General features: G+C 48.2%; 23 protein-coding genes, 1 tRNA gene and 1 pseudogene. 22 read left to right on the forward strand and 3 right to left on the reverse strand.

All coding sequences use genetic code 11. The annotated features are described in order from the left end of the window. The first annotated feature begins 14 nt into the window (after positions 1–14). From trxB to KNP98_RS01155, 5 genes are all read left to right on the forward strand, one after another. The gene (gene trxB, locus KNP98_RS01135) at positions 15–977 is read left to right on the forward strand and encodes a thioredoxin-disulfide reductase (protein WP_029331364.1); all 963 of its coding nucleotides are present in this window, start codon (positions 15–17) and stop codon (positions 975–977) included. A 112-nt stretch (positions 978–1,089) separates the two neighbouring features. Continuing rightward, positions 1,090–1,959, forward strand: a complete 870-nt coding sequence (gene rapZ, locus KNP98_RS01140) for an RNase adapter RapZ (RefSeq protein WP_029331363.1) — start codon at positions 1,090–1,092, stop codon at positions 1,957–1,959. Continuing rightward, the gene (locus KNP98_RS01145; RefSeq protein ID WP_029331362.1) at positions 1,959–2,957 is read left to right on the forward strand and encodes a gluconeogenesis factor YvcK family protein; all 999 of its coding nucleotides are present in this window, start codon (positions 1,959–1,961) and stop codon (positions 2,955–2,957) included. The genes rapZ and KNP98_RS01145 overlap by 1 nt, the downstream gene beginning before the upstream one ends. Further along, complete coding sequence (whiA, locus tag KNP98_RS01150; RefSeq protein WP_088837747.1) at positions 2,954–3,910, forward strand: DNA-binding protein WhiA; 957 nt, start codon at positions 2,954–2,956, stop codon at positions 3,908–3,910. Before KNP98_RS01145 ends, whiA begins: the two co-directional genes overlap by 4 nt. A gap of 82 nt (positions 3,911–3,992) precedes the next feature. After that, a complete protein-coding gene (locus tag KNP98_RS01155) occupies positions 3,993–4,229 on the forward strand; it encodes a hypothetical protein (RefSeq protein ID WP_029331360.1) in 237 nt (78 codons plus the stop codon). A 141-nt stretch (positions 4,230–4,370) separates the two neighbouring features. Here the strand turns inward: KNP98_RS01155 and clpP are convergent. After that, positions 4,371–4,955, reverse strand: a pseudogene (gene clpP, locus KNP98_RS01160) (ATP-dependent Clp endopeptidase proteolytic subunit ClpP); the annotation flags it as partial. Positions 4,956–5,135: 180 nt separating this feature from the next. Next, positions 5,136–5,211, reverse strand: a tRNA-Arg gene (locus KNP98_RS01165). A 187-nt stretch (positions 5,212–5,398) separates the two neighbouring features. Between KNP98_RS01165 and KNP98_RS01170 the strand changes: the two genes are divergently transcribed. The 8 genes from KNP98_RS01170 to eno all read left to right on the forward strand — a co-directional run bounded on the left by KNP98_RS01170 (position 5,399) and on the right by eno (position 14,012). Continuing rightward, positions 5,399–6,547 (forward strand): RNA polymerase factor sigma-54, encoded by a 1,149-nt coding sequence (locus tag KNP98_RS01170; protein WP_214768841.1) that lies wholly within the window; start codon positions 5,399–5,401, stop codon positions 6,545–6,547. Next, complete coding sequence (locus KNP98_RS01175) at positions 6,544–6,807, forward strand: glutaredoxin family protein (RefSeq protein ID WP_088837745.1); 264 nt, start codon at positions 6,544–6,546, stop codon at positions 6,805–6,807. The genes KNP98_RS01170 and KNP98_RS01175 overlap by 4 nt, the downstream gene beginning before the upstream one ends. 118 nt (positions 6,808–6,925) lie before the next feature. Next, positions 6,926–7,948 carry a sugar-binding transcriptional regulator gene (locus KNP98_RS01180; RefSeq protein WP_029331355.1) on the forward strand — a complete coding sequence of 341 codons (1,023 nt, stop codon included), beginning with the start codon at positions 6,926–6,928 and terminating at the stop codon, positions 7,946–7,948. Between the two features lie 53 nt (positions 7,949–8,001). Next, a complete protein-coding gene (gene gap, locus KNP98_RS01185; RefSeq protein ID WP_088837744.1) occupies positions 8,002–9,012 on the forward strand; it encodes a type I glyceraldehyde-3-phosphate dehydrogenase in 1,011 nt (336 codons plus the stop codon). A gap of 122 nt (positions 9,013–9,134) precedes the next feature. Continuing rightward, positions 9,135–10,319, forward strand: coding sequence for a phosphoglycerate kinase (locus KNP98_RS01190; protein WP_088837743.1), 1,185 nt, complete (start codon positions 9,135–9,137; stop codon positions 10,317–10,319). A 29-nt stretch (positions 10,320–10,348) separates the two neighbouring features. Next, a complete protein-coding gene (gene tpiA, locus KNP98_RS01195; protein ID WP_088837742.1) occupies positions 10,349–11,101 on the forward strand; it encodes a triose-phosphate isomerase in 753 nt (250 codons plus the stop codon). Next, a complete protein-coding gene (gene gpmI / locus KNP98_RS01200; RefSeq protein WP_214768839.1) occupies positions 11,102–12,649 on the forward strand; it encodes a 2,3-bisphosphoglycerate-independent phosphoglycerate mutase in 1,548 nt (515 codons plus the stop codon). A gap of 70 nt (positions 12,650–12,719) precedes the next feature. Beyond that, a complete protein-coding gene (eno, locus tag KNP98_RS01205; RefSeq protein ID WP_023469213.1) occupies positions 12,720–14,012 on the forward strand; it encodes a phosphopyruvate hydratase in 1,293 nt (430 codons plus the stop codon). Between the two features lie 481 nt (positions 14,013–14,493). Here eno and KNP98_RS01210 read toward each other — a convergent pair whose 3' ends face one another. Beyond that, positions 14,494–14,814, reverse strand: coding sequence for a hypothetical protein (locus KNP98_RS01210; protein WP_088837740.1), 321 nt, complete (start codon positions 14,812–14,814; stop codon positions 14,494–14,496). A gap of 152 nt (positions 14,815–14,966) precedes the next feature. On the opposite strand from KNP98_RS01210, the gene KNP98_RS01215 reads away from it, so the two are divergent. From KNP98_RS01215 to KNP98_RS01255, 9 genes are all read left to right on the forward strand, one after another. After that, positions 14,967–15,299 carry a hypothetical protein gene (locus KNP98_RS01215; protein WP_029331344.1) on the forward strand — a complete coding sequence of 111 codons (333 nt, stop codon included), beginning with the start codon at positions 14,967–14,969 and terminating at the stop codon, positions 15,297–15,299. A gap of 181 nt (positions 15,300–15,480) precedes the next feature. After that, positions 15,481–16,461 carry a LacI family DNA-binding transcriptional regulator gene (locus tag KNP98_RS01220; RefSeq protein ID WP_088837739.1) on the forward strand — a complete coding sequence of 327 codons (981 nt, stop codon included), beginning with the start codon at positions 15,481–15,483 and terminating at the stop codon, positions 16,459–16,461. Next, positions 16,458–17,336 carry a ribokinase gene (gene rbsK / locus KNP98_RS01225; protein WP_214768837.1) on the forward strand — a complete coding sequence of 293 codons (879 nt, stop codon included), beginning with the start codon at positions 16,458–16,460 and terminating at the stop codon, positions 17,334–17,336. Before KNP98_RS01220 ends, rbsK begins: the two co-directional genes overlap by 4 nt. Beyond that, positions 17,333–17,722: a D-ribose pyranase gene (rbsD, locus tag KNP98_RS01230; protein WP_214768835.1), complete on the forward strand. Its 390-nt coding sequence runs from the start codon at positions 17,333–17,335 to the stop codon at positions 17,720–17,722. Before rbsK ends, rbsD begins: the two co-directional genes overlap by 4 nt. A gap of 12 nt (positions 17,723–17,734) precedes the next feature. Continuing rightward, positions 17,735–19,213, forward strand: coding sequence for a sugar ABC transporter ATP-binding protein (locus KNP98_RS01235; RefSeq protein ID WP_214768833.1), 1,479 nt, complete (start codon positions 17,735–17,737; stop codon positions 19,211–19,213). 10 nt (positions 19,214–19,223) lie between these two features. Continuing rightward, positions 19,224–20,183 (forward strand): ribose ABC transporter permease, encoded by a 960-nt coding sequence (gene rbsC, locus KNP98_RS01240; protein ID WP_029331338.1) that lies wholly within the window; start codon positions 19,224–19,226, stop codon positions 20,181–20,183. 30 nt (positions 20,184–20,213) lie between these two features. Continuing rightward, a complete protein-coding gene (rbsB, locus tag KNP98_RS01245; RefSeq protein WP_214768832.1) occupies positions 20,214–21,128 on the forward strand; it encodes a ribose ABC transporter substrate-binding protein RbsB in 915 nt (304 codons plus the stop codon). A gap of 146 nt (positions 21,129–21,274) precedes the next feature. Further along, on the forward strand, positions 21,275–21,508 hold the full coding sequence (gene secG, locus KNP98_RS01250; RefSeq protein ID WP_029331335.1) for a preprotein translocase subunit SecG: 234 nt from the start codon (positions 21,275–21,277) through the stop codon (positions 21,506–21,508). A gap of 101 nt (positions 21,509–21,609) precedes the next feature. After that, positions 21,610–22,350: an alpha/beta hydrolase gene (locus KNP98_RS01255; RefSeq protein ID WP_214768830.1), complete on the forward strand. Its 741-nt coding sequence runs from the start codon at positions 21,610–21,612 to the stop codon at positions 22,348–22,350. The last annotated feature ends 6 nt before the right edge of the window (positions 22,351–22,356 follow it).

A 22,356-nucleotide genomic window follows, 5' to 3' on the forward strand; every position in this document is an offset into this window, starting at 1 on the left:
GATGGGGTGGAAACATGACAGAAACTGCTGAAAAAATTTATGATGTCATCATCATCGGTGCAGGTCCTGCCGGAATGACGGCAGCACTTTACGCATCACGCGCAAACCTTTCAACACTGATGATCGAACGCGGTATTCCAGGTGGTCAAATGGCCAACACGGAAGATATCGAAAACTATCCGGGATACGATAGCATCCTTGGACCGGACCTTTCACAAAAAATGTTCGATCACTCGAAAGCATTCGGCGCAGAATATGCGTACGGTGACGTCCGTAGCATCGAGGATGGACGTGCTTTTAAAACGGTCCATGCACACAACAAGGATTATCATGCGCGGGCGATCATCATCGCATCGGGCGCACAATATAAGAAAATCGGTGTACCGGGCGAAGAAGAGCTCGGCGGCCGTGGTGTCTCGTATTGTGCCGTTTGTGACGGAGCTTTCTTTAAAGAAAAAGAATTGTTCGTCATCGGTGGTGGGGATTCAGCGGTCGAGGAAGGTGTCTACTTGACACGTTTCGCGAAAAAAGTCACAATCGTCCACCGTCGTGAAGAATTACGTGCACAAAAAATTCTTCAAAAACGTGCGTTCGATAACCCGAAAATCGATTTCATCTGGAATCATACCGTCAAACAAATCAACGAACAAGACGGTAAAGTCGGTTCGATTGATTTAATCAATACGAAAACGGCAGATGTGACGACACATCCGATCGATGGTGTCTTCATCTACATCGGAATGAACCCGATCACAGGTTACGTCCAAGATCTTGGTATCTTGAACGATCAAGGATATGTTGTGACGAACGAAGGCATGGAGTCAAACATCAAAGGAATCTTCGCAGCTGGAGACGTCCGTGAGAAAACGCTCCGTCAAGTCGTTACGGCAACGAATGATGGTTCGATTGCTGCTCAAAATGCACAGCATTATATCGAAGCGTTACTCGAGGAATTACAGGAATCATCACAGGTGTAAGACAGGAACCAGCTTTGTTGGAGGGGACTTCAATGAGGCTGGCTCTTTTTTTATGCTATACTGAATTTGGAATAAAAAATACACGCGGAACTGTTGTCTGGAGGGCGAAAAGATGGAAGAGAATCAACCGCAATTGGTCATCATCACGGGAATGAGTGGGGCTGGAAAGAGTGTCGCCATGAATAGCTTTGAGGACTTAGGCTATTTCTGTGTCGACAATCTCCCACCGACGTTACTGCCGCAATTGATTGAAGTGATTGGGCAAGTCCGTCCGAAAATTGCCGTCGCCATCGATACACGTGCTCGTGATTTTATTGATAGTTTCTTTGTCGTTTACGAAGATTTGAAAAAAACGAACCTGCAGATTCGTATGTTGTACTTAGACGCACGCAATGACGTCCTCGTGCGCCGCTATAAAGAGTCGCGGCGTTCGCATCCACTGGCGCCGACTGCGTCACCACTGATCGGTATCGAGCGAGAGCGGACGCTGCTCGAAGGATTCCGTGACAAAGCACAGATGCTGATCGATACGAGTGACATCAAACCGCTTGCACTGAAAGAACGCTTGCTCAAAGAATTTACGGAAGGGGAACGGATTCCCTTTACCGTCAATGTGATGTCATTTGGTTTCAAGCACGGACTGCCGCTCGATGCCGATCTCGTCTTTGACCTTCGTTTTCTGCCGAATCCGTTTTACATCCCGGAGTTACGTCCGAAAACGGGACTCGATCTCGAAGTATCGTCATACGTCATGAAGTGGCCGGAAGCAAAATTGTTCTATAAAAAGCTTGTCGACTTGCTCGAGTTCCTGATTCCCCAGTACGAACGGGAAGGAAAATCACAACTCGTCGTCGCCCTCGGCTGTACAGGTGGTAAACACCGCTCGATTACGTTTGCGGAAGCAATCAGTAAAGAATTTGAAAACCAGTATCACGTCGTCACGAATCACCGGGATTATGTTCACGCGAAGGAGGAAAAGTAATGAAATGGGAACGGAAAGTCGTCGCGATTGGCGGTGGAACGGGCTTGTCGACTCTTTTGCGTGGACTGAAGCATTATCCGCTCGACATCACGGCCATCGTCACGGTCGCGGATGACGGGGGGAGCTCGGGGCGCTTACGGACAGAGTTCAACATGTTGCCGCCGGGTGACATTCGAAACGTCATCGTCTCGCTATCGAAGTCCGAGACATTGATGGACCGGATCATGCAGTACCGTTTTGAAACGGGAGAAGGACTTCACGGTCACTCGCTCGGAAACTTGATGCTGACGGCTGCGACGCAGCTCTGTAACGGCTCGTTCGTCGAGGCGATTGGCGTCATGGGACAACTGTTGAATGCGGAAGGGAAAGTCTATCCGGCGACGGAGCGGACGATTACGTTATGTGCCGAGTTCGAAGACGGGACGATTGTCAAAGGCGAGTCGTTGATTCCGAAAGTCGGAAAGGTCATCGAGCGGATTTATTTGGAAGAAGAAGATGTCCGTCCGGTACCGGAAGCGATTCAAGCAATCCTTGAGGCCGATGTCATCGTCCTCGGACCAGGGAGTCTCTATACGAGTATCATCCCGAACGTCTTGATCGATGAAATCCGGGAAGCGATTAAACAATCGCTTGCACCTGTCGTCTATATTTGTAACGTCATGACGCAACCGGGTGAGACGACGGCCTTCACGGCAAATGATCACTTGACTGCGCTCGAACGTTTTCTTGGTCAAGGTGTCGTCGATACAATCATCGTCAATAACGAATCAATCGATGCAAGCTATTTGCGAAAATACCAAAAAGATCATGCCGATATCGTCACTTACGATGATGAACGGTTCGTCGAGGCGGGAATTGAAGTGCTCGCGGACGATATCGTCGACTATAACCATCATTTCATCCGTCATGACGCGGACGCGGTCGCGAGCCTCGTCATGCGGAAAGTATTATCGATTCGACGGGTGCGTCAACTCGAAGGGAAGGAGGAATTGACGTGAGTTTTGCTTCAGAAGTTAAAAAAGAATTAACACAGATTGCCATCACGGATCACGAGATGAAGGCGGAATTAGCGGCGCTCGCACGGATGAACGGTGCGATTTCGTTCGGACTCGGCCGCGGATTGACACTTGATATTTCGACTGAAAATGCGTCGATCGCGCGACGGATTTATTCATTATTAAAACGGGCATACGGGGTCCATCTGGATCTACTCGTCCGAAAGAAAATGCGCCTCAAAAAAAATAACGTCTACATCGTTCGCGTGAAGCAACAAGCCGATAAGATTCTGCAGGATTTAGGCATCCTCGGCGAAGGATTCACGATGATTCGTTCAATCAGCGATACGATTTTAAAAGATGAACGGCGGGCACGTGCCTATTTACGGGGGGCGTTCTTAGCCGGAGGGTCACTGAACAATCCGGCGACGTCGTCGTACCATTTAGAAATCTTCAGTCTCTATGAGGATCACAATGCGGCGCTTCGGAGTTTGACGAACCAATTCGATTTGAATGCAAAAGCAATCGAGCGTAAGAAAGGGCACATCCTCTACATCAAGGAGAGTGAAAAAATCTCTGATTTCCTCAAGGTAGTCGGGGCGACCCATTCGATGCTTCGTTTTGAAGATGTCCGGATTTTAAAAGATATGCGGAATTCGGTCAATCGTCTCGTCAACTGTGAGACAGCGAACCTCAACAAAACGGTCGGGGCAGCGCTCCGCCAAGTGGAGAACATCAAATTTCTCGAACGGACGGTCGGACTCGATGTCTTACCGGACAAGTTACGGGAAATCGCGATTTTACGCGTGACGCATCAAGACGTGACGCTGCAAGAGCTCGGCGAGATGGTCGAGAGCGGCTCCATCTCAAAATCAGGGATCAATCATCGATTGCGGAAAATTGATCAAATCGCGGATAAACTCCGGAATGGTGAGTCGTTGACAGGTGCGCTCTAAAAGGGAAACTTGCGAGATGAACCATAGTCTACTATAATATATAGTCGATGCAACTAAATGTTCGAATTAAGGAGTTTTTGAAATGGCTAACGAAAAAAAACGTATTTCGCTGACAGTCGATGCGAAATTTGATGAAGTCTTGACGAAAAAAGCAAAATCAATCGGTGTACCGAAAAGTACACTCGTGACATTCGCAACATCACTCTTCCTTAAGCAATTGCAAGCAGAAGAAGAGCTTTCACCACATGCGAACGGGATTTACACATTGATTCGTGAAAACCACGACATCGTGTCTGATATTACAGATCTCATCGACTAACACAAACGATCCTTTTCAGGTTCGGGACGAACTTTCATGATTCAATGAAGTTCATGCCTGGCGTGGAGAGGATTTTTTTTTGAAGACAACAAAAAAACGACCGCTGATGTAAAAACATCAACGGTCGGTCGGGTTAACAGATTAAGCGCGCTCCATGACGCGGTCGATGAGACCGTAGTCAGCTGCTGCTTGAGCAGACATGAAGTTATCACGCTCTGTATCGCGTTCGATGACTTCAAGTGGTTGTCCTGTGTTTTCTGCCATGATTTTGTTTAAGTGTTCACGCATTTTGATGATACGTTCTGCATGAATTTTAATGTCTGACGCTTGTCCTTGTGTGCCGCCGAGCGGTTGGTGAATCATGATCTCAGCGTTTGGAAGGGCAAAACGTTTTCCTTTTGCGCCTGCTTGTAAGAGGAACGCACCCATTGAAGCGGCCATTCCGATACAAATTGTTGAAACTTGTGGTTTGATGAAGTTCATCGTATCGTAAATCGCCATACCCGCCGTGATTGAACCGCCCGGGCTGTTGATGTAGAGCGAAATTTCTTTATCTGGATCCTCTGCTGCTAAGAAGAGCAACTGGGCAACGACTGAGTTGGCGACGTTATCGTCAATCGCGCTCCCGAGAAGAATGATACGATCCTTGAGCAAACGTGAATAGATATCGTAAGCACGTTCCCCGCGGTTGGTTTGTTCGATGACTGTTGGAATTAACATAGTCTTTGCCTCCTTATGATGGTATGTAGCTCATATTCGACTTATTCCTATCATAATCCTTTGGTCAATATTGGTCAAAAGATACGATGCGACTTTTATGTATTTTTCCTGAATGGCATTGAATTAAACATATCAATATAGAAAAAAAGGCAATACCGCGAACGGCATTGCCTGTAGATTCAAAGATGGTACACCCGGAGAGATTTGAACTCCCGACACCTGGTACCGGAAACCAGTGCTCTATCCCCTGAGCTACGGGTGCATGTTTTTTACTGAACAATTAATAGTATACCGACATTTTTTCAGGAAAGCAATACTCGATTGATAAATTCAACATTTTTTTTCGGGCGAAAGATGCTTAAGGAGGACTTTCTAGACGGTCGGAAGATTTTTTCCTCTATACTATATAGAAGAGTTAAAGATGCAACGGAATGAAGGGAGAACCGACGATGGAACAGCGCCAGGAACAGACGCAACGGATGACGTTATCGACGTCCCAATTGTTTCAGTTGACGATTCTTGAAGAATCATTTGCTGAACTCGAAGAACATGTATACCGAATCATACGCCGGACAAGCGCTTATCGGAATAATCTCAGTAAAACAATCGACGTTGATTTTGGCCGCGTCGCAGACCGTGTCGCTTCATTTGAAGCGACGCTTCTTCAGCAAATACGTTTAGAATCGGTGAGACAGGAAATAGGATATATGGCGGAACAACTCATGACGTACTTAGATACGGATGGATTATTGCGGACGACGGATGCGCAACTGGCAACATTGTTAGAGGCGGACGTCAGTCTCGTAAAACAAGCACGACACGTTTTACAACGGTGTGAACCGACGGGAATTGCGGCACGTTCCGCGCACGAATGCCGGTTGTTGCACGCGCTCGAACTAGATGACGCGTTATTGATTGATGTCGCGACGGATTTGAATGAAGGGATTGCTGTCAAACAAGCACTTCAAGACATCAATGATGCAACAGACCGGATACGGATCAAGGCGGCGCTCGATCGGTTACCAAAAGCACCGGTCTTTCCGGAGACGACCGTTCTGACGATTCCGGAAGCAGACATTGAATACCGTGACGGCAAGTTGACGATCAACTGGTCTGATCTCGAAATCGACCGCAGTTGGACCGACCTCGAGGAAGCAAAACCGTTCTTGAGTGCATATGAACGGAGACGGACGACGCTTCGGGCGATTCTGGACGTCATCATCGAGCGACAGCTCAATTGGTTTAAAGGAAAGCTCGAGCTCGCGCCACTGACTAAAAAAGAAGTGGCGGAAGTGACGGGGCATCATCCGTCGACGGTTGGACGGGCGATTGCGAACAAAACGGTCAAGACGATTCAGGGCACGATGTTACTCGAAGATTTTTTCGTCTCACGGACGACGACCGGGACGTCGAGTTTCTTAGTTAAGGTCCGGATCGCTCAACTTCTCGAAGCGTCGCCTGTACCGATGAGCGATCAACAATTGGTCGATTGTCTAGCGAGGGAGCAAATTACGGTCGCGAGACGAACGGTCGCAAAATATCGGGCAGCCCTTGGTTTGACCCAAGCGGACTTCGAGAGACGAGAGGCGAATTCATGATGCGAACAAAAGAAAACATGCACTTAACACTCTATTCACGTCCGGGTTGTACACTATGTGAGGAAGCCGCCATCTTGCTCGATTTTGTATTAGATGAATTTCCCGAATGGACATTCGAAGAAATCAACATTGACAACGATGCGGCGCTCAGTCTGAAGTACCTCTACGAAATACCGGTTCTCGCACATCAAAACGAAATCTTAAGTTATGGAAAATTTGAGACGGAGGCGGTCAGAAATCGTTTACTTGAAAAAAGATGACGGTCGAGACTTGAAACAAAACCAAGGTACTGTTATGATAGCAATGTACCAAGTGGGACAAGATATGACACGCGGGACGTAAAGTGTCCAGCAATTTGAGAGGAGCGGGAGTTACATGATTCGGCAGTTAGTACAGATCCAAAAGCGAATCGTGCCTGATCTGATTGAAGAAATGCAGACACGTTACGACATTCTTCATTATGTACGCCTGATGCAACCGATCGGACGACGAACACTTGCGACGAGCCTTGGCTTGACGGAACGCGTTCTACGCCGGGAGGTCGACTTCTTAAAAGAACAAGACTTACTGGAAGTTGCGACGCAAGGCATGTCCTTGACGGATGAAGGGCGGACAGTATTACGAAGCATGCACAGTGTGATGGCGGAACTCGCCGGGATCTCCGATATGGCGAAAGCCTTAAAAGAGAAGCTTGGTGTAAAAGACGTCGTCATCGTACCGGGTGATTCGGATCAAACCTTCTGGGTGCAACGCGATATGGGACGGGCAACAGTTGCCCGCTTAAAACGTGAACTTTCAAAAGACCACAATACGATCGCAGTTACAGGTGGGACGACGATGGCTTCGGTCGCGGCGATGATGTCGCCCGATAAGGAAAATCGTCCGATGACGTTTGTACCCGCACGAGGCGGTCTTGGCGAAACGCTTGAACTTCAAGCGAATACGGTCTGCTCACGCATGGCTTCACGTGCCCAAAGCGACTATCATCTGCTTCACATTCCAGACATGGTCAGCACCGAGACATTCGTCAAGATGGTCGAGGAGCCGAGCATTAAAAATGTCTTACAGATGATTAAAGATGCTTCAATCGTGGTACATGGAATTGGTGAGGCAAAAACGATGGCAAAACGTCGTCGTGCTTCGACAGCTCTTTTGGAACAGCTCGAAGACGAGCAAGCCGTCGCAGAAGCATTCGGATATTATTTTGATCGGGACGGAAACATCGTCCACCGTGTCAAAACGGTCGGACTACAACTCGACGACTTGAAAAAAGTCGAACACGTCGTGGTTGTCGCCGGTGGTCATTCGAAAGCAGAAGCGATCAATGCCTACGTCAAACAGTCTCCAAACATCATCCTCATTACGGATGAAGGAGCCGCAACAACGATTTTGAAAGGGTAGCCCCCTTTTGAATAATAGATAACTCGCTTTACACTAAAAGGAGGAAAATTATCATGGCAGTAGTAAAAGTTGGTATTAACGGATTTGGACGTATCGGGCGTTTGGCACTTCGTCAAATTCTTCAATTTGAAGGAATCGAAGTAGTCGCAATCAACGACCTCACAGACACTAAAATGCTTGCACACCTTTTAAAATATGATACGACTCAAGGTCGTTTCGACGGAGAAGTTGAAGTACACGACGGATACTTCCTCGTAAACGGTAAAGAAATCAAAACACTTGCTAACCGCAACCCAGAAGAACTTCCATGGGGCGAGCTCGGTGTTGACATCGTTCTCGAATGTACTGGTTTCTTCACAGACAAAGAAAAAGCTGAACTTCACTTGAAAGCTGGAGCTAAAAAAGTTGTTATCTCAGCACCTGCTACTGGCGACATGAAAACTGTCGTTTACAACACGAACCACGAAATTCTTGACGGAACTGAAACAGTTATCTCTGGTGCTTCATGTACTACGAACTGTCTCGCTCCAATGGCGAAAGTTCTTCAAGATCAGTACGGAATCGTTGAAGGTCTTATGACAACTATCCACGCTTACACTGGCGACCAAAATACACTCGACGCTCCACACCCTAAAGGTGACTTCCGTCGTGCACGTGCAGCAGCTGCTAACATCGTTCCTAACTCAACTGGTGCTGCTAAAGCAATCGGCCTCGTTCTTCCAGAACTTCAAGGTAAACTTGACGGATCTGCACAACGTGTACCAGTCGCTACAGGTTCACTCACTGAGCTCACAACAGTTCTTGAGAAAAAAGTTACAGTTGAAGAAGTTAACGCAGCTATGAAAGCAGCAGCGAACGAGTCTTACGGTTACACTGAAGACGAAATCGTTTCTTCTGACATCGTTGGTATCTCTTACGGATCACTCTTCGATGCAACACAAACTAAAGTTGTTACTGTCGGCGACAAGCAACTCGTTAAAACAGTTGCTTGGTATGACAACGAAATGTCTTACACTAGCCAACTCGTTCGTACACTCAAACACTTCGCAGAAATCGCTAAGTAATTCGAGCAATTAAATAGCAATTGAATAAGAGCGGAAACTACCAGTCTCCGCTCTTATTGCGAAAAAAAGTCTGGAGGGGCGTCACAGCCCCTCACTATACGTATGAGACGGAGGACGAATGTATGAATAAGAAATCAATTCGCGACATCGATGTACAAGGTCAACGCGTGTTTACACGTGTCGACTTCAACGTACCACTAGAAGACGGTAAAATTACGGACGACACACGGATTCGTGCGGCACTTCCAACAATTAAACATTTGATGGATGGCGGAGCGAAAGTCATTCTCGCAAGCCACATGGGACGTCCTAAAGGCGAAAAAAATCCTGAGTTCTCACTTGCACCAGTCGTAGCACGCCTCAGCGAATTGCTTGGTAAAGACATCAAGCTCGTTGAAGAAGCGTATGGCCCGGTCGCTGAAGAAGCGGTCAGCAAGCTTGAAGCAGGAGACGTTCTCGTTCTTGAAAACGTTCGTTTCTACCCTGGAGAAACAAAAAATGATGCTGAACTCGCTGAAGGATTTGCGAAACTCGCAGATATCTTCGTCAACGATGCATTCGGTGCAGCTCACCGTGCACATGCTTCTACAGAAGGAATCGCGCACCATGTCGATACTGCTGTAGCGGGATTGTTGATTGAAAAAGAACTTCAAGTTCTCGGGAAAGCGATCTCGAACCCGGATCGTCCGTTCACTGCAATCATCGGGGGATCGAAAGTAGCCGACAAAATCGGTGTCATCGATCACTTGCTTGATATCGTCGATACGTTGATCATTGGTGGGGGATTATCTTATACATTCCTCAAAGCTCAAGGTTATGAAGTCGGAACGTCACTTCTCGAAGTAGACAAAATCGACCAAGCGAAAGAATTCATGAAAAAAGCAGAAGACAAAGGCGTCAAGTTCTTAATGCCGGTCGACTGTGTAATCACGAAGGAATTCGGCGAAGAAACATATGTAGGACCACGCGATATCGACAGTATCCCAGCGGATCACATGTCACTTGATATCGGACCAAAAACAGTCGAACTGTATGCGGAAGCAATCAAGAACTCGAAACTCGTCGTCTGGAATGGACCGATGGGCGTATTCGAACTTGATAAATACGCAAACGGAACGAAAGGTGTCGCTCAAGCACTTGCTGATAGCGACGCATACTCAATCATCGGTGGTGGGGATTCTGCTGCAGCAGCTGAGAAATTCGGTCTTGCAGACAAGATGAGCCATATCTCGACTGGTGGCGGAGCGAGCCTCGAGTTCATGGAAGGTAAAGCCCTTCCTGGTGTCGAAGCGCTTAACGACAAGTAATCCAATAGTTCACAAGGGAGTGTTTCTCAATGCGTAAACCAATCATCGCAGGTAACTGGAAGATGAATCTAACTCTGAAGGATGCAGTCGCATTCGCAGAAGAAGTAAAAGGCAAAGTACCAGCTGCATCGACTGTCGATGCTGCTGTCTGTGCACCAGCTGTATTCCTTGCTCATTTAACGGAAGCAGCAGCTGGAACTGATCTTAAAATCGGTGCTCAAAACATGTACGATCAAGAAAGTGGTGCATTCACAGGCGAAATCAGCCCTGTCATGCTAAAAGAGCTTGACGTGACATACGTCATCCTCGGTCACTCTGAACGTCGTGAGTACTTTGGTGAAACAGATGCATTCATCAACAGCAAAGCGAAAAAAGCGTTCGAGCACGGTCTCGTTCCAATCGTTTGTGTAGGTGAAACACTTGAAGAGCGCGAAGGCGGCAAGTTCGAAGACGTCATCCGTGAACAAACGACAAACAGCCTTAAAGGCTTGACTGTCGACCAAGTGAAAAATCTCGTCGTCGCATATGAGCCTGTCTGGGCAATCGGAACAGGTAAATCAGCGACAGAACAAGATGCACAAGATTCTTGTAAATTCGTTCGCGACGTCGTCGCTGCTGAATTCGGTACAGAAGCTGCAGAAGCAGTTCGTATCCAGTACGGTGGCAGCGTCAAGCCGGAAAACGTCAAAGAATATATGGCTCAACCTGACATCGACGGAGCACTCGTTGGTGGAGCAAGTCTTGAGACAGGATCGTTCCTCAAACTGTTGGAGGCGATTTAAATGAAAAAACGTCCAGTCGCACTTATCATCCTTGATGGTTTCGGTATGCGTGATGAAGAATTCGGGAATGCTGTGACAGCAGCAAACAAACCGAACTTCGATCGTTTTTGGAACAAATATCCACATACGTTGTTGAATGCGAAAGGGGAATACGTTGGTTTGCCTGAAGGTCAGATGGGGAACTCAGAAGTGGGTCACCTCAACATCGGGGCAGGTCGCGTCGTCTACCAATCGCTATCCCGAATCAACAACGCCGTCAAAGATCGCTCGTTCTTCTCGCGTCAAGCGATGAACGATGCGGCAGGTCACGTGAAGAAACATGATTCAGCACTCCATATCTTTGGTTTAGTATCTGACGGTGGAATCCACAGTCACATCAACCACTTGTATGCTGTTCTTGAATTCGCGAAACTTCACGAAATCGAAAAAGTTTACCTGCATGCCTTCACGGACGGCCGCGATTGTGATCCGCAATCGGGTGCTGGTTTCCTTCGTGACGCGCAAGCGAAGATGGATGAGTTACAAGTCGGTCAATTCGCGAGTGTCTCTGGACGCTATTATGCAATGGACCGCGACAACCGTTGGGAGCGCGTCAAGAAAGTCTATGACGTCATCACATACGGTGAAGGCCCGACAACAAAAGACCCAATCGGCATGGTAGAAGAATCATACAAGACGGACGTTACGGACGAGTTCATCGAACCAACCGTCGTCGTGCAGGAAGACGGTACGCCAGTCGCACCGATCCACGACAACGATGCAATCATGTTCTTTAACTACCGCCCTGACCGTGCGATTCAACTGGCGAAGGTCTACAAAGAAAAAGCTGGCTTCACAGGATTCGAACTTCCGGACAATGCACCGAAGAACCTGCTGCTCGTCTCCATGACGAAGTACTCGGATGCGATTGATACGGATATCGTCTTCCCGCCAGAAGATATCAAAAACACGCTTGGGGAAACACTCTCGAAGCAAGGCTTAAAACAATTACGGATTGCGGAAACTGAAAAGTATCCACACGTCACGTTCTTCTTCAACGGACAACGTGAAGAACCGTATGAAGGCGAAGATCGTATCTTAATCCCGTCGCCAAAAGTCGCAACATACGACTTACAACCAGAGATGAGCATTTATGAAGTAACGGATGCGCTTGTTGAAGCGATCAATTCCGACAAACATGATGCCATCATCCTAAACTTCGCGAACCCGGACATGGTTGGTCACTCGGGTATGCTCGAACCGACAATCAAGGCAATCGAAGCAGTTGATGAATGTCTCGGTAAAGTCGTTGACTTGATCGTCAGCAAAGGTGGCGCAGCAATCGTGACTGCTGACCACGGAAATGCCGATAAAGTGCTCAATAAAGATGGCAGCAAGATGACGGCCCATACGACAGAACCGGTACCATGTATCGTGACAGTCGAAGACGTCGAACTTCTCGAGCCACTTACAGGCGCATTAGCGGATTTAGCACCAACATTACTTGATCTACTTGGCGCAGATCAGCCGTCAGAAATGACGGGTAAATCCATCGTATTAAAGAAATAATCCCGTCGATGGAATAAACGTCTAACAAAGCAACACACACTATTTTTTCAACTAAAAGGAGCGAATTTAAATGTCAATGATTACAGAGATTTATGCACGCGAGATTCTTGACTCACGCGGTAACCCAACAGTAGAAGTAGAAGTATATACAGAAGACGGCGGCTTTGGTCGCGCACTCGTCCCATCAGGCGCATCAACTGGTGAGCACGAAGCAGTAGAACTTCGTGACGGCGACAAAGCACGTTATCTCGGTAAAGGTGTCTTGAAAGCAGTTGACAACGTCAACGAAAAAATCGCACCTGAAATCATCGGTTACGATGTTTTCGACCAAGCTGGAATCGACAAAAAAATGATCGATCTCGACGGAACAAAAAACAAAGGTAACTTCGGCGCTAACGCAATCCTCGGTGTTTCGATGGCTGCTGCTCGTGCTGCTGCAGATGAGCTTGGACTTCCACTTTACACGTACCTCGGTGGATTCAATGCGAAAACACTTCCAACTCCAATGATGAACATCATCAACGGTGGATCACACGCTGACAACAACGTTGACTTCCAAGAGTTCATGATCATGCCTGTTGGAGCTCCAACATTCAAAGAAGCACTTCGTATGGGTGCTGAAATCTTCCACGCGTTGAAATCAGTTCTTAGCGGAATGGGTCTTAACACAGCAGTTGGTGACGAGGGTGGATTCGCTCCAAACTTGAAATCAAACGAAGAAGCAATCACAGTTATCCTTGAAGCAATCGAAAAAGCTGGCTACAAAGCAGGCGAAGATGTTTACCTTGCAATGGACGTCGCTTCTTCTGAGTTCTACGACAAAGCAGCTGGAACATACAACCTCGCTGGCGAAGGCAAAGTCCTTTCTACAGAAGAGCTTGTTGAATTCTACGCACAACTCGTCGACAAATACCCAATCATCTCAATCGAAGATGGCTGTGACGAAAACGACTGGGACGGCCACAAACTTCTCACAGACCGTATCGGACACAAAGTTCAACTCGTTGGGGATGACTTGTTCGTAACAAACACAGAAAAACTTGCTGAAGGTATCGAAAAAGGCATCGCTAACTCGATCCTCATCAAAGTTAACCAAATCGGTACGTTGACTGAAACATTCGACGCAATCGAAATGGCTAAAAAAGCTGGTTACACAGCTGTCGTTTCTCACCGTTCTGGTGAAACAGAAGATTCAACAATCGCTGACATCGCTGTTGCGACAAACGCTGGTCAAATCAAAACGGGTTCACTTTCACGTACAGACCGTATTGCGAAATACAACCAACTTCTCCGCATCGAAGACATGCTTTCAGATGTTGCTGTCTACGATGGTATCAAATCATTCTACAACCTCAAGAAGTAATTTACGGATTGAGTCGACAGTCTCTCGCTTAGCGAGGGGCTGTTTTTTTGTCCTGTAGTTTAAAAACAAAACCGATTCACTAGCTTTCCTAAGGGGGGAGACGGGATCACACTTATTTCACGCACTTTCCTCAGGCGAGACACAAGCCAGTTTCCCTGCCTCTTGTAGGCAGGAAATCGGGTCTTGTTTGTCTCTGACAGCGCAAGCAGGCTTGCACTTTTTCCTGTAGGAGTCGCATGAAATAAGTGACCCCGGTTTATAGGAAATAAGGAAAGTCATTCATAGCTCGACTTCTAAGGGAGAAGGAAGCGACGCTTCCGTCAGGGACAGGCGAGACCCGGAGATCTGAAAAGAGCTCCGCGGCTTGCGTCCCGCCCTAGAAAAGCGAGCGAATGAATGATTTTTTTGGTAAATGTAAAAAAACGAGATCCGACTCAATGTCGAATCCCGTAATATTAAAATGAAATTTTACGCTTTGAAATCAATCCTCAATAAACGTAACGAGGTAATGATACGGTGAATACAGTGGTGCTTTCGTGACAAAAAATTCAGGTAAATCTGTGTCGATATCAAGATTGCGCAAGGTCTCCGGATCCAGACATTCTTGCACAAGTCGCTTGATATCACTCAGCAATTCATCATGAAGATTGGTTTCAACAGGAAATGATCGTTTTGCTCCATCTTTTAGCAACAAGACGACGGGTGGAAGTCCACGCAGTAAATCGACTTCGAGTGGTTCTTTGTTGTTTTTAAAAAAATCATTTAAACAGCTGACGACTTTCATTGAATATTCTTCTTTCACCGAAACCCCCAACTTTCTCTTATATCCTTGATTTAACCTCTATCCTCTAGTTTAGTTCCCTAAATTAAGCTAGGATATGCAGTCAAGTCGCAGTTGTTGCATTAATCGAATCAATAACCGGGTACAGAAGAAAGAACGGGGAGGGAAGAATCATGCTGTTTCGTTATTTATTTCTAGGAATGGAGACATCGATTGACGATATTCCGTTACGTATCATCTATTTCACGGAATTGATTCTATTCATCGGACTTTATCAAATCACGAGTCGTTTCTCACGACAAAGTTTAATCATCGGAACCATCCTGGGTGTCGGGGGATTGATTGCCTTACTACCGGGTGCGATTTATATCTTACGGTACAATCCGCAAGATGCCATCATCGATGTTACATTTTTGCTGATCTACTTATTCGAACCGCTCGCGATCCTCGCGTTCGTCATTGCGATCCTTCGAAGAGCTTTTAAAAAACGACACCAACACTCTTGAAAAGTACGAAAAACGTTCGTATGAAGCGTTTTTTTCGTACTTTTTTGCTATGTATGGAGTTTTAGAAAGTAAGCGGAATAAAATAAATAAAATATATTTTACGGAAAACGGTTGATGTGTAACCGGTTACACAATATGATACATATTGTAAGCGTTATCAAAAGAAAGAGGTGGCGAAATCATGTCGACCATCCGGGAAGTAGCGAAAGTGGCAAATGTATCAGTCGCAACGGTATCACGCGTCATGAATGAAAAAGGATATGTCAGCGAAAAAGCGCGTGTGGCGGTGCTTCAAGCGGTTAAACAGCTTGATTATCGACCGAATCGTGTCGCCCGTTCCTTGTTTCAAAAACGATCAGGATTGATTGGATTGATCGTACCGGACATCACAAACCCTTATTTTCCCCAACTGGCACGTGCCGTCGAGGATATGGCACATAAGCATGGATATCAAGTGATTTTGTGTAACACGGATGAACAGTTTCAGAAAGAACATGAATATATCCAGTCTCTCGAAGCGATGCATGTCGATGGATTGATCATTACGACGAACTACTCGAACAACCCGAACTATGAAACCATCGAAGTGCCGATCGTCGCACTCGACCGGGTGTTACAAGGAGCAATCCCGACCGTCACATCAAACGGGTACGACGGCGGGAAGAAGGCAGCTCAATTTTTACTCGATCACGGAGCGGATGAACTCGTCGTCATCAGTGGGCCGTCAAAGTTACCGACGATCAAAAAACGCCGGGATGGTTTTGAAGAAGTCGCAGGAAAACATCTCGTCGCAAGCATCGAGTCCCCGTTTCATTTTCAAGGCGCACTCGACGCGGCGAACTATTTGTTCGACCACTATACCTGTAACGGAATTTTTGCAGCGAACGATGTCATCGCAGCGGCAACGATTCAAGTCGCGGCAGAACGCGGGATTGCGATTCCTGAGCAACTGCAAGTCATCGGGTATGACGGAATCGAGCTCGGACAAATGATTTCACCGCCACTGACGACGATCGCCCAACCGATTTATCAGATGGGGGAACTGGCGGCGAAGTTGCTGATTCAACGAATTGAAGGAAAAGAAATCGCGGCCGTCCATCATGAGTTGACGGTCGAAGTCATCGAACGGGAAACGACGAAGCGGAAGGATGAACAAATATGAAACAAATCAGTGTAGTAGGGAGTATCTCGATGGACCTGGTCGTTGAAAGCGATCGTCGTCCGTCAGCGGGTGAAACAGTCATCGGCTCAGCGTTTCATACCGTCCCGGGTGGTAAGGGGGCGAATCAAGCAGTCGCGATTGCCCGACTCGGCGGGAGCGTCGAGATGGTCGGGTGCATCGGTGACGATGCGAGCGGGACAGCGATTCGCCAAAACTTCGAAGCGGAACACGTCGGGACGACACACCTCCGAACGATCGCGAACGAACGGACGGGAACGGCCCACATCACGCTCGCTGAAGGCGACAACTCAATCGTCGTCGTCCAGTCGGCGAACTTAGCCGTCGTCTATGATGAGAGCCAGCTCGACAGCTTGCTCGGTCAGACGGACATGATTTTATTACAGCTCGAAATTCCACTGGAAACGGTCAAACAGGTGGCGCGTTACGGAAAAGAGCACGGTATTCCCGTTATCTTGAATCCGGCGCCAGCCATCGTCCTTGACGACGAGTTGCTCGAAGACGTGACGTACTTAACACCAAACGAACATGAATGTGGCTTGATTTTCGGACAACAGCAATCTCTCGAACATTGGTTAAGCCAGTATCCGAATAAATTGATTGTAACGGAAGGCAGCCGCGGTGCCCGTTTCTATGACAGCAACGCCATCGTGACGGTGCCGGCGATTAAGACGGACGTCGTCGATACGACCGGTGCCGGCGATACGTTCAACGGGGCACTCGCAGTCGCGTTGACGGAAGGAAAGTCACTGACGGAAGCGATTCGCTTTGCGAACAAGGCAGCCGGTATGTCCGTCCGGGCGTTCGGTGCTCAAGGCGGCATGCCATCGCGGGAACAGATGGAGGTCGAAGTATGAAACGACACGGCATTTTGAACAGTCAAATCAGTAAAGTCTTAGCAGATCTCGGTCATACCGATATGATCGTCATCGCTGATTGCGGCTTACCGATTCCGACCGGCGTTGCGCGGATTGATTTAGCGCTCGAACTCGGGACACCGGCGTTTGCCGACGTCTTGCGCGTCGTCGCGGACGACATGGCGGTTGAACAGGTGACACTGGCAACCGAAATCAAGGAAGCAAACGAAGCGGCGCTCACTATGGTCAGTCAATTAAACGTGACGACGGAATACGTCTCGCACGAAGCGTTTAAAGAACTGACGAAGCAGGCGAAAGTCATCATCCGGACAGGTGAAGCGACACCTTACGCCAATGTAATTTTACACGCCGGCGTCATTTTTTAAGGGGGAAGCACGATGCACATTGAGATGACAGGAATCACAAAAGCGTTTGGTCCCGTGCCCGTCTTAAAGGGTGTCGACTTCGAACTCGCGACAGGTGAAATTCATGCCTTGATGGGCGAGAACGGAGCCGGTAAGTCAACGCTGATGAAAATCTTGACCGGTGTCCATAAAGCGGACGAGGGAACGATTCAAGTCGATGGTGTCGAACAACACTATAAAAATCCGAAACTGGCGGAAGAAGCGGGGATTGCCTTCATTCACCAGGAGTTAAACATTCTGCCTGATTTGACGGTGACGGAAAATCTGTTCCTCGGTCGTGAGTTGAAATCACGCTTCGGTGTGTTGAAACAGGCGGAAATGAAACGACTCGCGGAACGGGAACTGGCGGAACTGAACGTCTTCATGGATGTCAATCAACTGGCGCGGACGTTATCGGTCGGGCAACAACAGATGATTGAGATCGCAAAAGCACTGATGACGCACGCAAAGGTCATCATCATGGATGAACCGACAGCTGCCTTGACGGAACGTGAGATTCGCGCCCTGTTCAGTGTCGCGACGGCGTTACGCGAGCAAGGCGTCTCAATCGTCTACATCTCGCACCGGATGGAAGAAATCTTCGAACTGTGTGACCGGATCACCGTCTTGCGGGACGGGGTCTCCGTCTCGACCCACCGGATCGCTGAGACATCATTTGAACAAATCGTCCGCGAAATGGTCGGACGCGAGATGGGTGAACGCTACCCGGAACGCAAGGTTACACACGGTGACACGGTCTTAGAAGTGACGGGAGCGACGGGGAAACGGTTTGAAGACGTCTCGTTTTCCGTCCGTGCCGGTGAAATCGTCGGCTTTTCCGGTTTGATGGGAGCGGGACGGACGGAAGTCATGCGTGGTCTGTTCGGTGTTGATCGCTTGAAGGCAGGAACAATCAAGCTGAATGGCAACGTCATCAACATCAAATCACCGCACGATGCAATCAAACAAGGACTTGGTTTCTTGACGGAAGACCGAAAAGGCGAGGGCTTGTTCCTCGACTTCTCACTCCGGGAGAACATCTCTTTGCCGACGATTCGGTCGTTAGCGAAGTCGGGTGTCATCTCCGATCAGTCGGAGCGCCAGTTCGCGGAAGGCTATCTCAAGTCGTTGTCGGTCCGTCACAGTTCGATGGATCAACCGGCGAAGTCACTCTCCGGCGGGAATCAGCAAAAGGTTGTCCTCGCGAAATGGCTCGGGACGAAACCGGATGTCTTGATCCTCGACGAACCGACACGTGGTGTCGACGTCGGTGCAAAAAAAGAAATTTACCTGATTATGAATGAGCTCGCCGCGTCTGGTGTCGCGATCATCATGATCAGTTCCGACCTCCCGGAGATTCTCGGGATGAGTGACCGCGTCTACGTGATGCGGGAAGGACAAGTGAGCGGGATGCTCGAACAACAAGAGGCGACGCAAGAAAGTATCATGACACTTGCGACAGGAGGACAATGAGATGGAATTGATGCAAGGGAAACTGACGGAAAAGAAACCGCGCCGGCTCGGAATCGGGCAGAAGCTCGGTCCGCTCGCCGGGCTGTTCGCGATTGTGCTCGTCGTATCGATTATGGAACCGGACTTTTTAACACTCAATAACTTATTCAACATTTTACGCCAAGTGTCGATCAACGCCTTGATCGCCTTCGGCATGACGTTCGTCATCTTGACGGGTGGGATTGATTTATCGGTCGGTTCGATTCTCGCCTTATCGTCGGCGTTCGTCGCCGGACTGATGACGGACGGAACGTCAGCCATTATTGCCGTTCTCGCCGGACTGATCGTCGGTGCTATCATGGGTGCGTTAAACGGCATGGTCATCTCACTCGGGAAAGTCGCACCGTTCATCGCGACACTGGCGACGATGACGATCTTCCGTGGCCTGACGCTCGTCTATACGGACGGACGACCCATCACAGGACTCGGGCAAGGTGGATGGTTTGAATTATTCGGTCGGGGTTACTTTTGGATCTTCCCTGTACCGGTCGTGACGATGTTAATCGCCTTCGCGGTCCTTTACTTCATCTTGAAGAAAACGACGTTCGGGCGTTACACATATGCCATTGGTGGAAATGAAGAAGCGGCGAAATTGATGGGGATTCAAGTCAACAAAGTCAAAATCATGATTTACTCGCTATCCGGCTTGATGGCAGCACTCGCCGGCATCATCCTGACGTCACGCCTCAACTCGGCGCAACCGACAGCAGGAACATCGTATGAACTCGACGCAATCGCAGCCGTCGTCCTCGGCGGGACAAGTCTATCCGGTGGTCGCGGTTGGATCGTCGGAACATTGATCGGGGCCTTGATTATCGGGACACTCAACAACGGCTTGAACTTACTCGGTGTGTCATCGTTCTTCCAACTTGTCGTCAAAGGACTCGTCATCCTGTTCGCCGTTCTCGCAGACCGGAAACAAACGACGTAATCACACACATTTTGAAGGAGGAAATTACAGATGAAAAAATTACTTGCACTCGTCATGATGGCCTTGATGGTGTTCGCAGCAGCGTGTTCGACAGAGCAGCCAGGCAGTGACACAGAAAAAGAGACGAAGACAAAGGACTTTAAGATTGGTCTCTCAATCTCGACACTGAACAACCCGTTCTTCGTTTCACTTAAAGAAGGCGCCGAAGAAGAAGCAAAAGCACAAGGCGCAACACTGCAAGTCGCAGATGCACAAGATGACGCGGCAAAACAAGCAAGCGACATCGAAGACATGATTCAAAAGAAAGTCGATCTCATCTTGATCAACCCAACGGATTCAGCAGCAGTCGGTGCGGCCGTCCAAACAGCAAACGATGCAAACATTCCAGTCATCACGGTCGACCGGAACGCTGAAGCCGGTGACGTCATCGCCCACATCGCGTCGGATAACGTCGCAGGTGGAAAACAAGCCGGTGAATACATGATCGAACTCGTTGGCGACAAAGCAAAAGTCGTTGAACTTGAAGGGATTCCGGGTGCTTCCGCAACGCGTGACCGCGGCGAAGGGTTCCACGCGGCAGTCGACGGGAAACTGGACGTCGTTGCAAAACAATCAGCCAACTTCGACCGGGCAAAAGGTCTGTCGGTCATGGAAAACATTCTTCAAAACAACAAAGACATCAAAGCAGTCTTCGCCCACAATGACGAAATGGCACTCGGTGCTGTCGAAGCATTGAAAGCAGCCGGCATGGAAGATGTCAAAGTCATCGGATTTGACGCGACAGACGATGCTGTCAAAGCCGTTAAAGATGGCAAGATGGCAGGAACAGTTGCGCAAAAACCGACAGAAATCGGGAAGATGGGCATCGAGACAGCAATCAAACACTTGAAAGGCGAGACAGTCGACAAGAACATTCCAGTCGAACTCGATCTCATCAAACAATAAGTCTTCTATCATCAGTCGCACTGGAGCAATCCTTGAGCGGCTGATGTTTTTTTGCAGGAACTGGAATCCGATAAATCTATTCCTTGTTCCCGTACCTGTTTTTCTCTATAATGAAAGAAGCGTATATTATTGAAGGAGGATCATCGATGATCATTCATAACGTGGCTCTTGTCGGCCTCATCGTCGTTTCCGTTCTTCTCATCATTGTCGTTCTCTTGATGTCAGGCCGTACGGCTGGACTCGGAGCATTAACTGGTGGGGCAGAACAATTATTTGGTCGCCAAAAAGCTCGTGGCTTGGATGCGGTCCTGAATCGTGTGGCATCTGTTTTAGGAGCTTTATTCTTTATTTTGGCGTTACTCGTCGCTTTTTATAAGTGAGTATTGAAACGACAGCCGTACGTTTGCGCTGTCGTTTTTTCTTGTTTTCTCGATTTCTAAATTTTCATTTTGGGGTATAGAGTTAGAGGGGGAATCATTTTATGAAAATTACATTACCAAAACCATTCTTTTTTGAAGCCGGCAAACGGGCCGTCTTACTGTTACATGGCTTCACGGGTTCGAGTGCCGATGTCCGGATCCTCGGCCGTTACCTGCAAAAACAGGGCTATACATCACTCGCCCCACAATATAAAGGGCACGCCGCCCCACCCGAAGAGCTGACGAAGACCGGGCCAGCCGACTGGTGGCAGGACGTCCTCGACGGGTACGAAGAGCTCGTCGCGAAAGGGTACGACGAAATCGCCGTCTGCGGATTATCGCTCGGTGGCGTCATGTCACTGAAACTGTCGATGAACCGTCCCGTCAAAGCGGTCATTCCGATGTGCGCACCCGCTTATATTAAAAGTGAAGACGTCATGTATGCAGGCGTTACCGAGTACGCTATCGAATTTAAGAAACGAGAAGGAAAGTCACCGGAACAAATCGAACAGGAAATGGCAGCGTTCGAACCGATGCCGACCTTAAAAGATTTACAAGCGTTGCTGAAAGACACACGCGATTCACTCGAAGATGTCTATGCACCGACACTCGTCGTCCAGGCCCGCAATGATCATATGATCAATACGGACTCGGCCAACATCATTCATGATGGTGTCAGTGCCTTCCAAAAAGAGCTGATCTGGTATGAGAACTCAGGTCATGTCATTACGCTCGACAAAGAAAAAGATAAGCTCCATGCGGACATTCATGACTTTTTAGAATCGTTGAACTGGAGCAATTAACTGGAG

Origin of the sequence: Exiguobacterium sp. s127, assembly GCF_018618695.1 — a bacterium.
GTDB lineage: Bacteria > Bacillota > Bacilli > Exiguobacteriales > Exiguobacteriaceae > Exiguobacterium_A > Exiguobacterium_A oxidotolerans.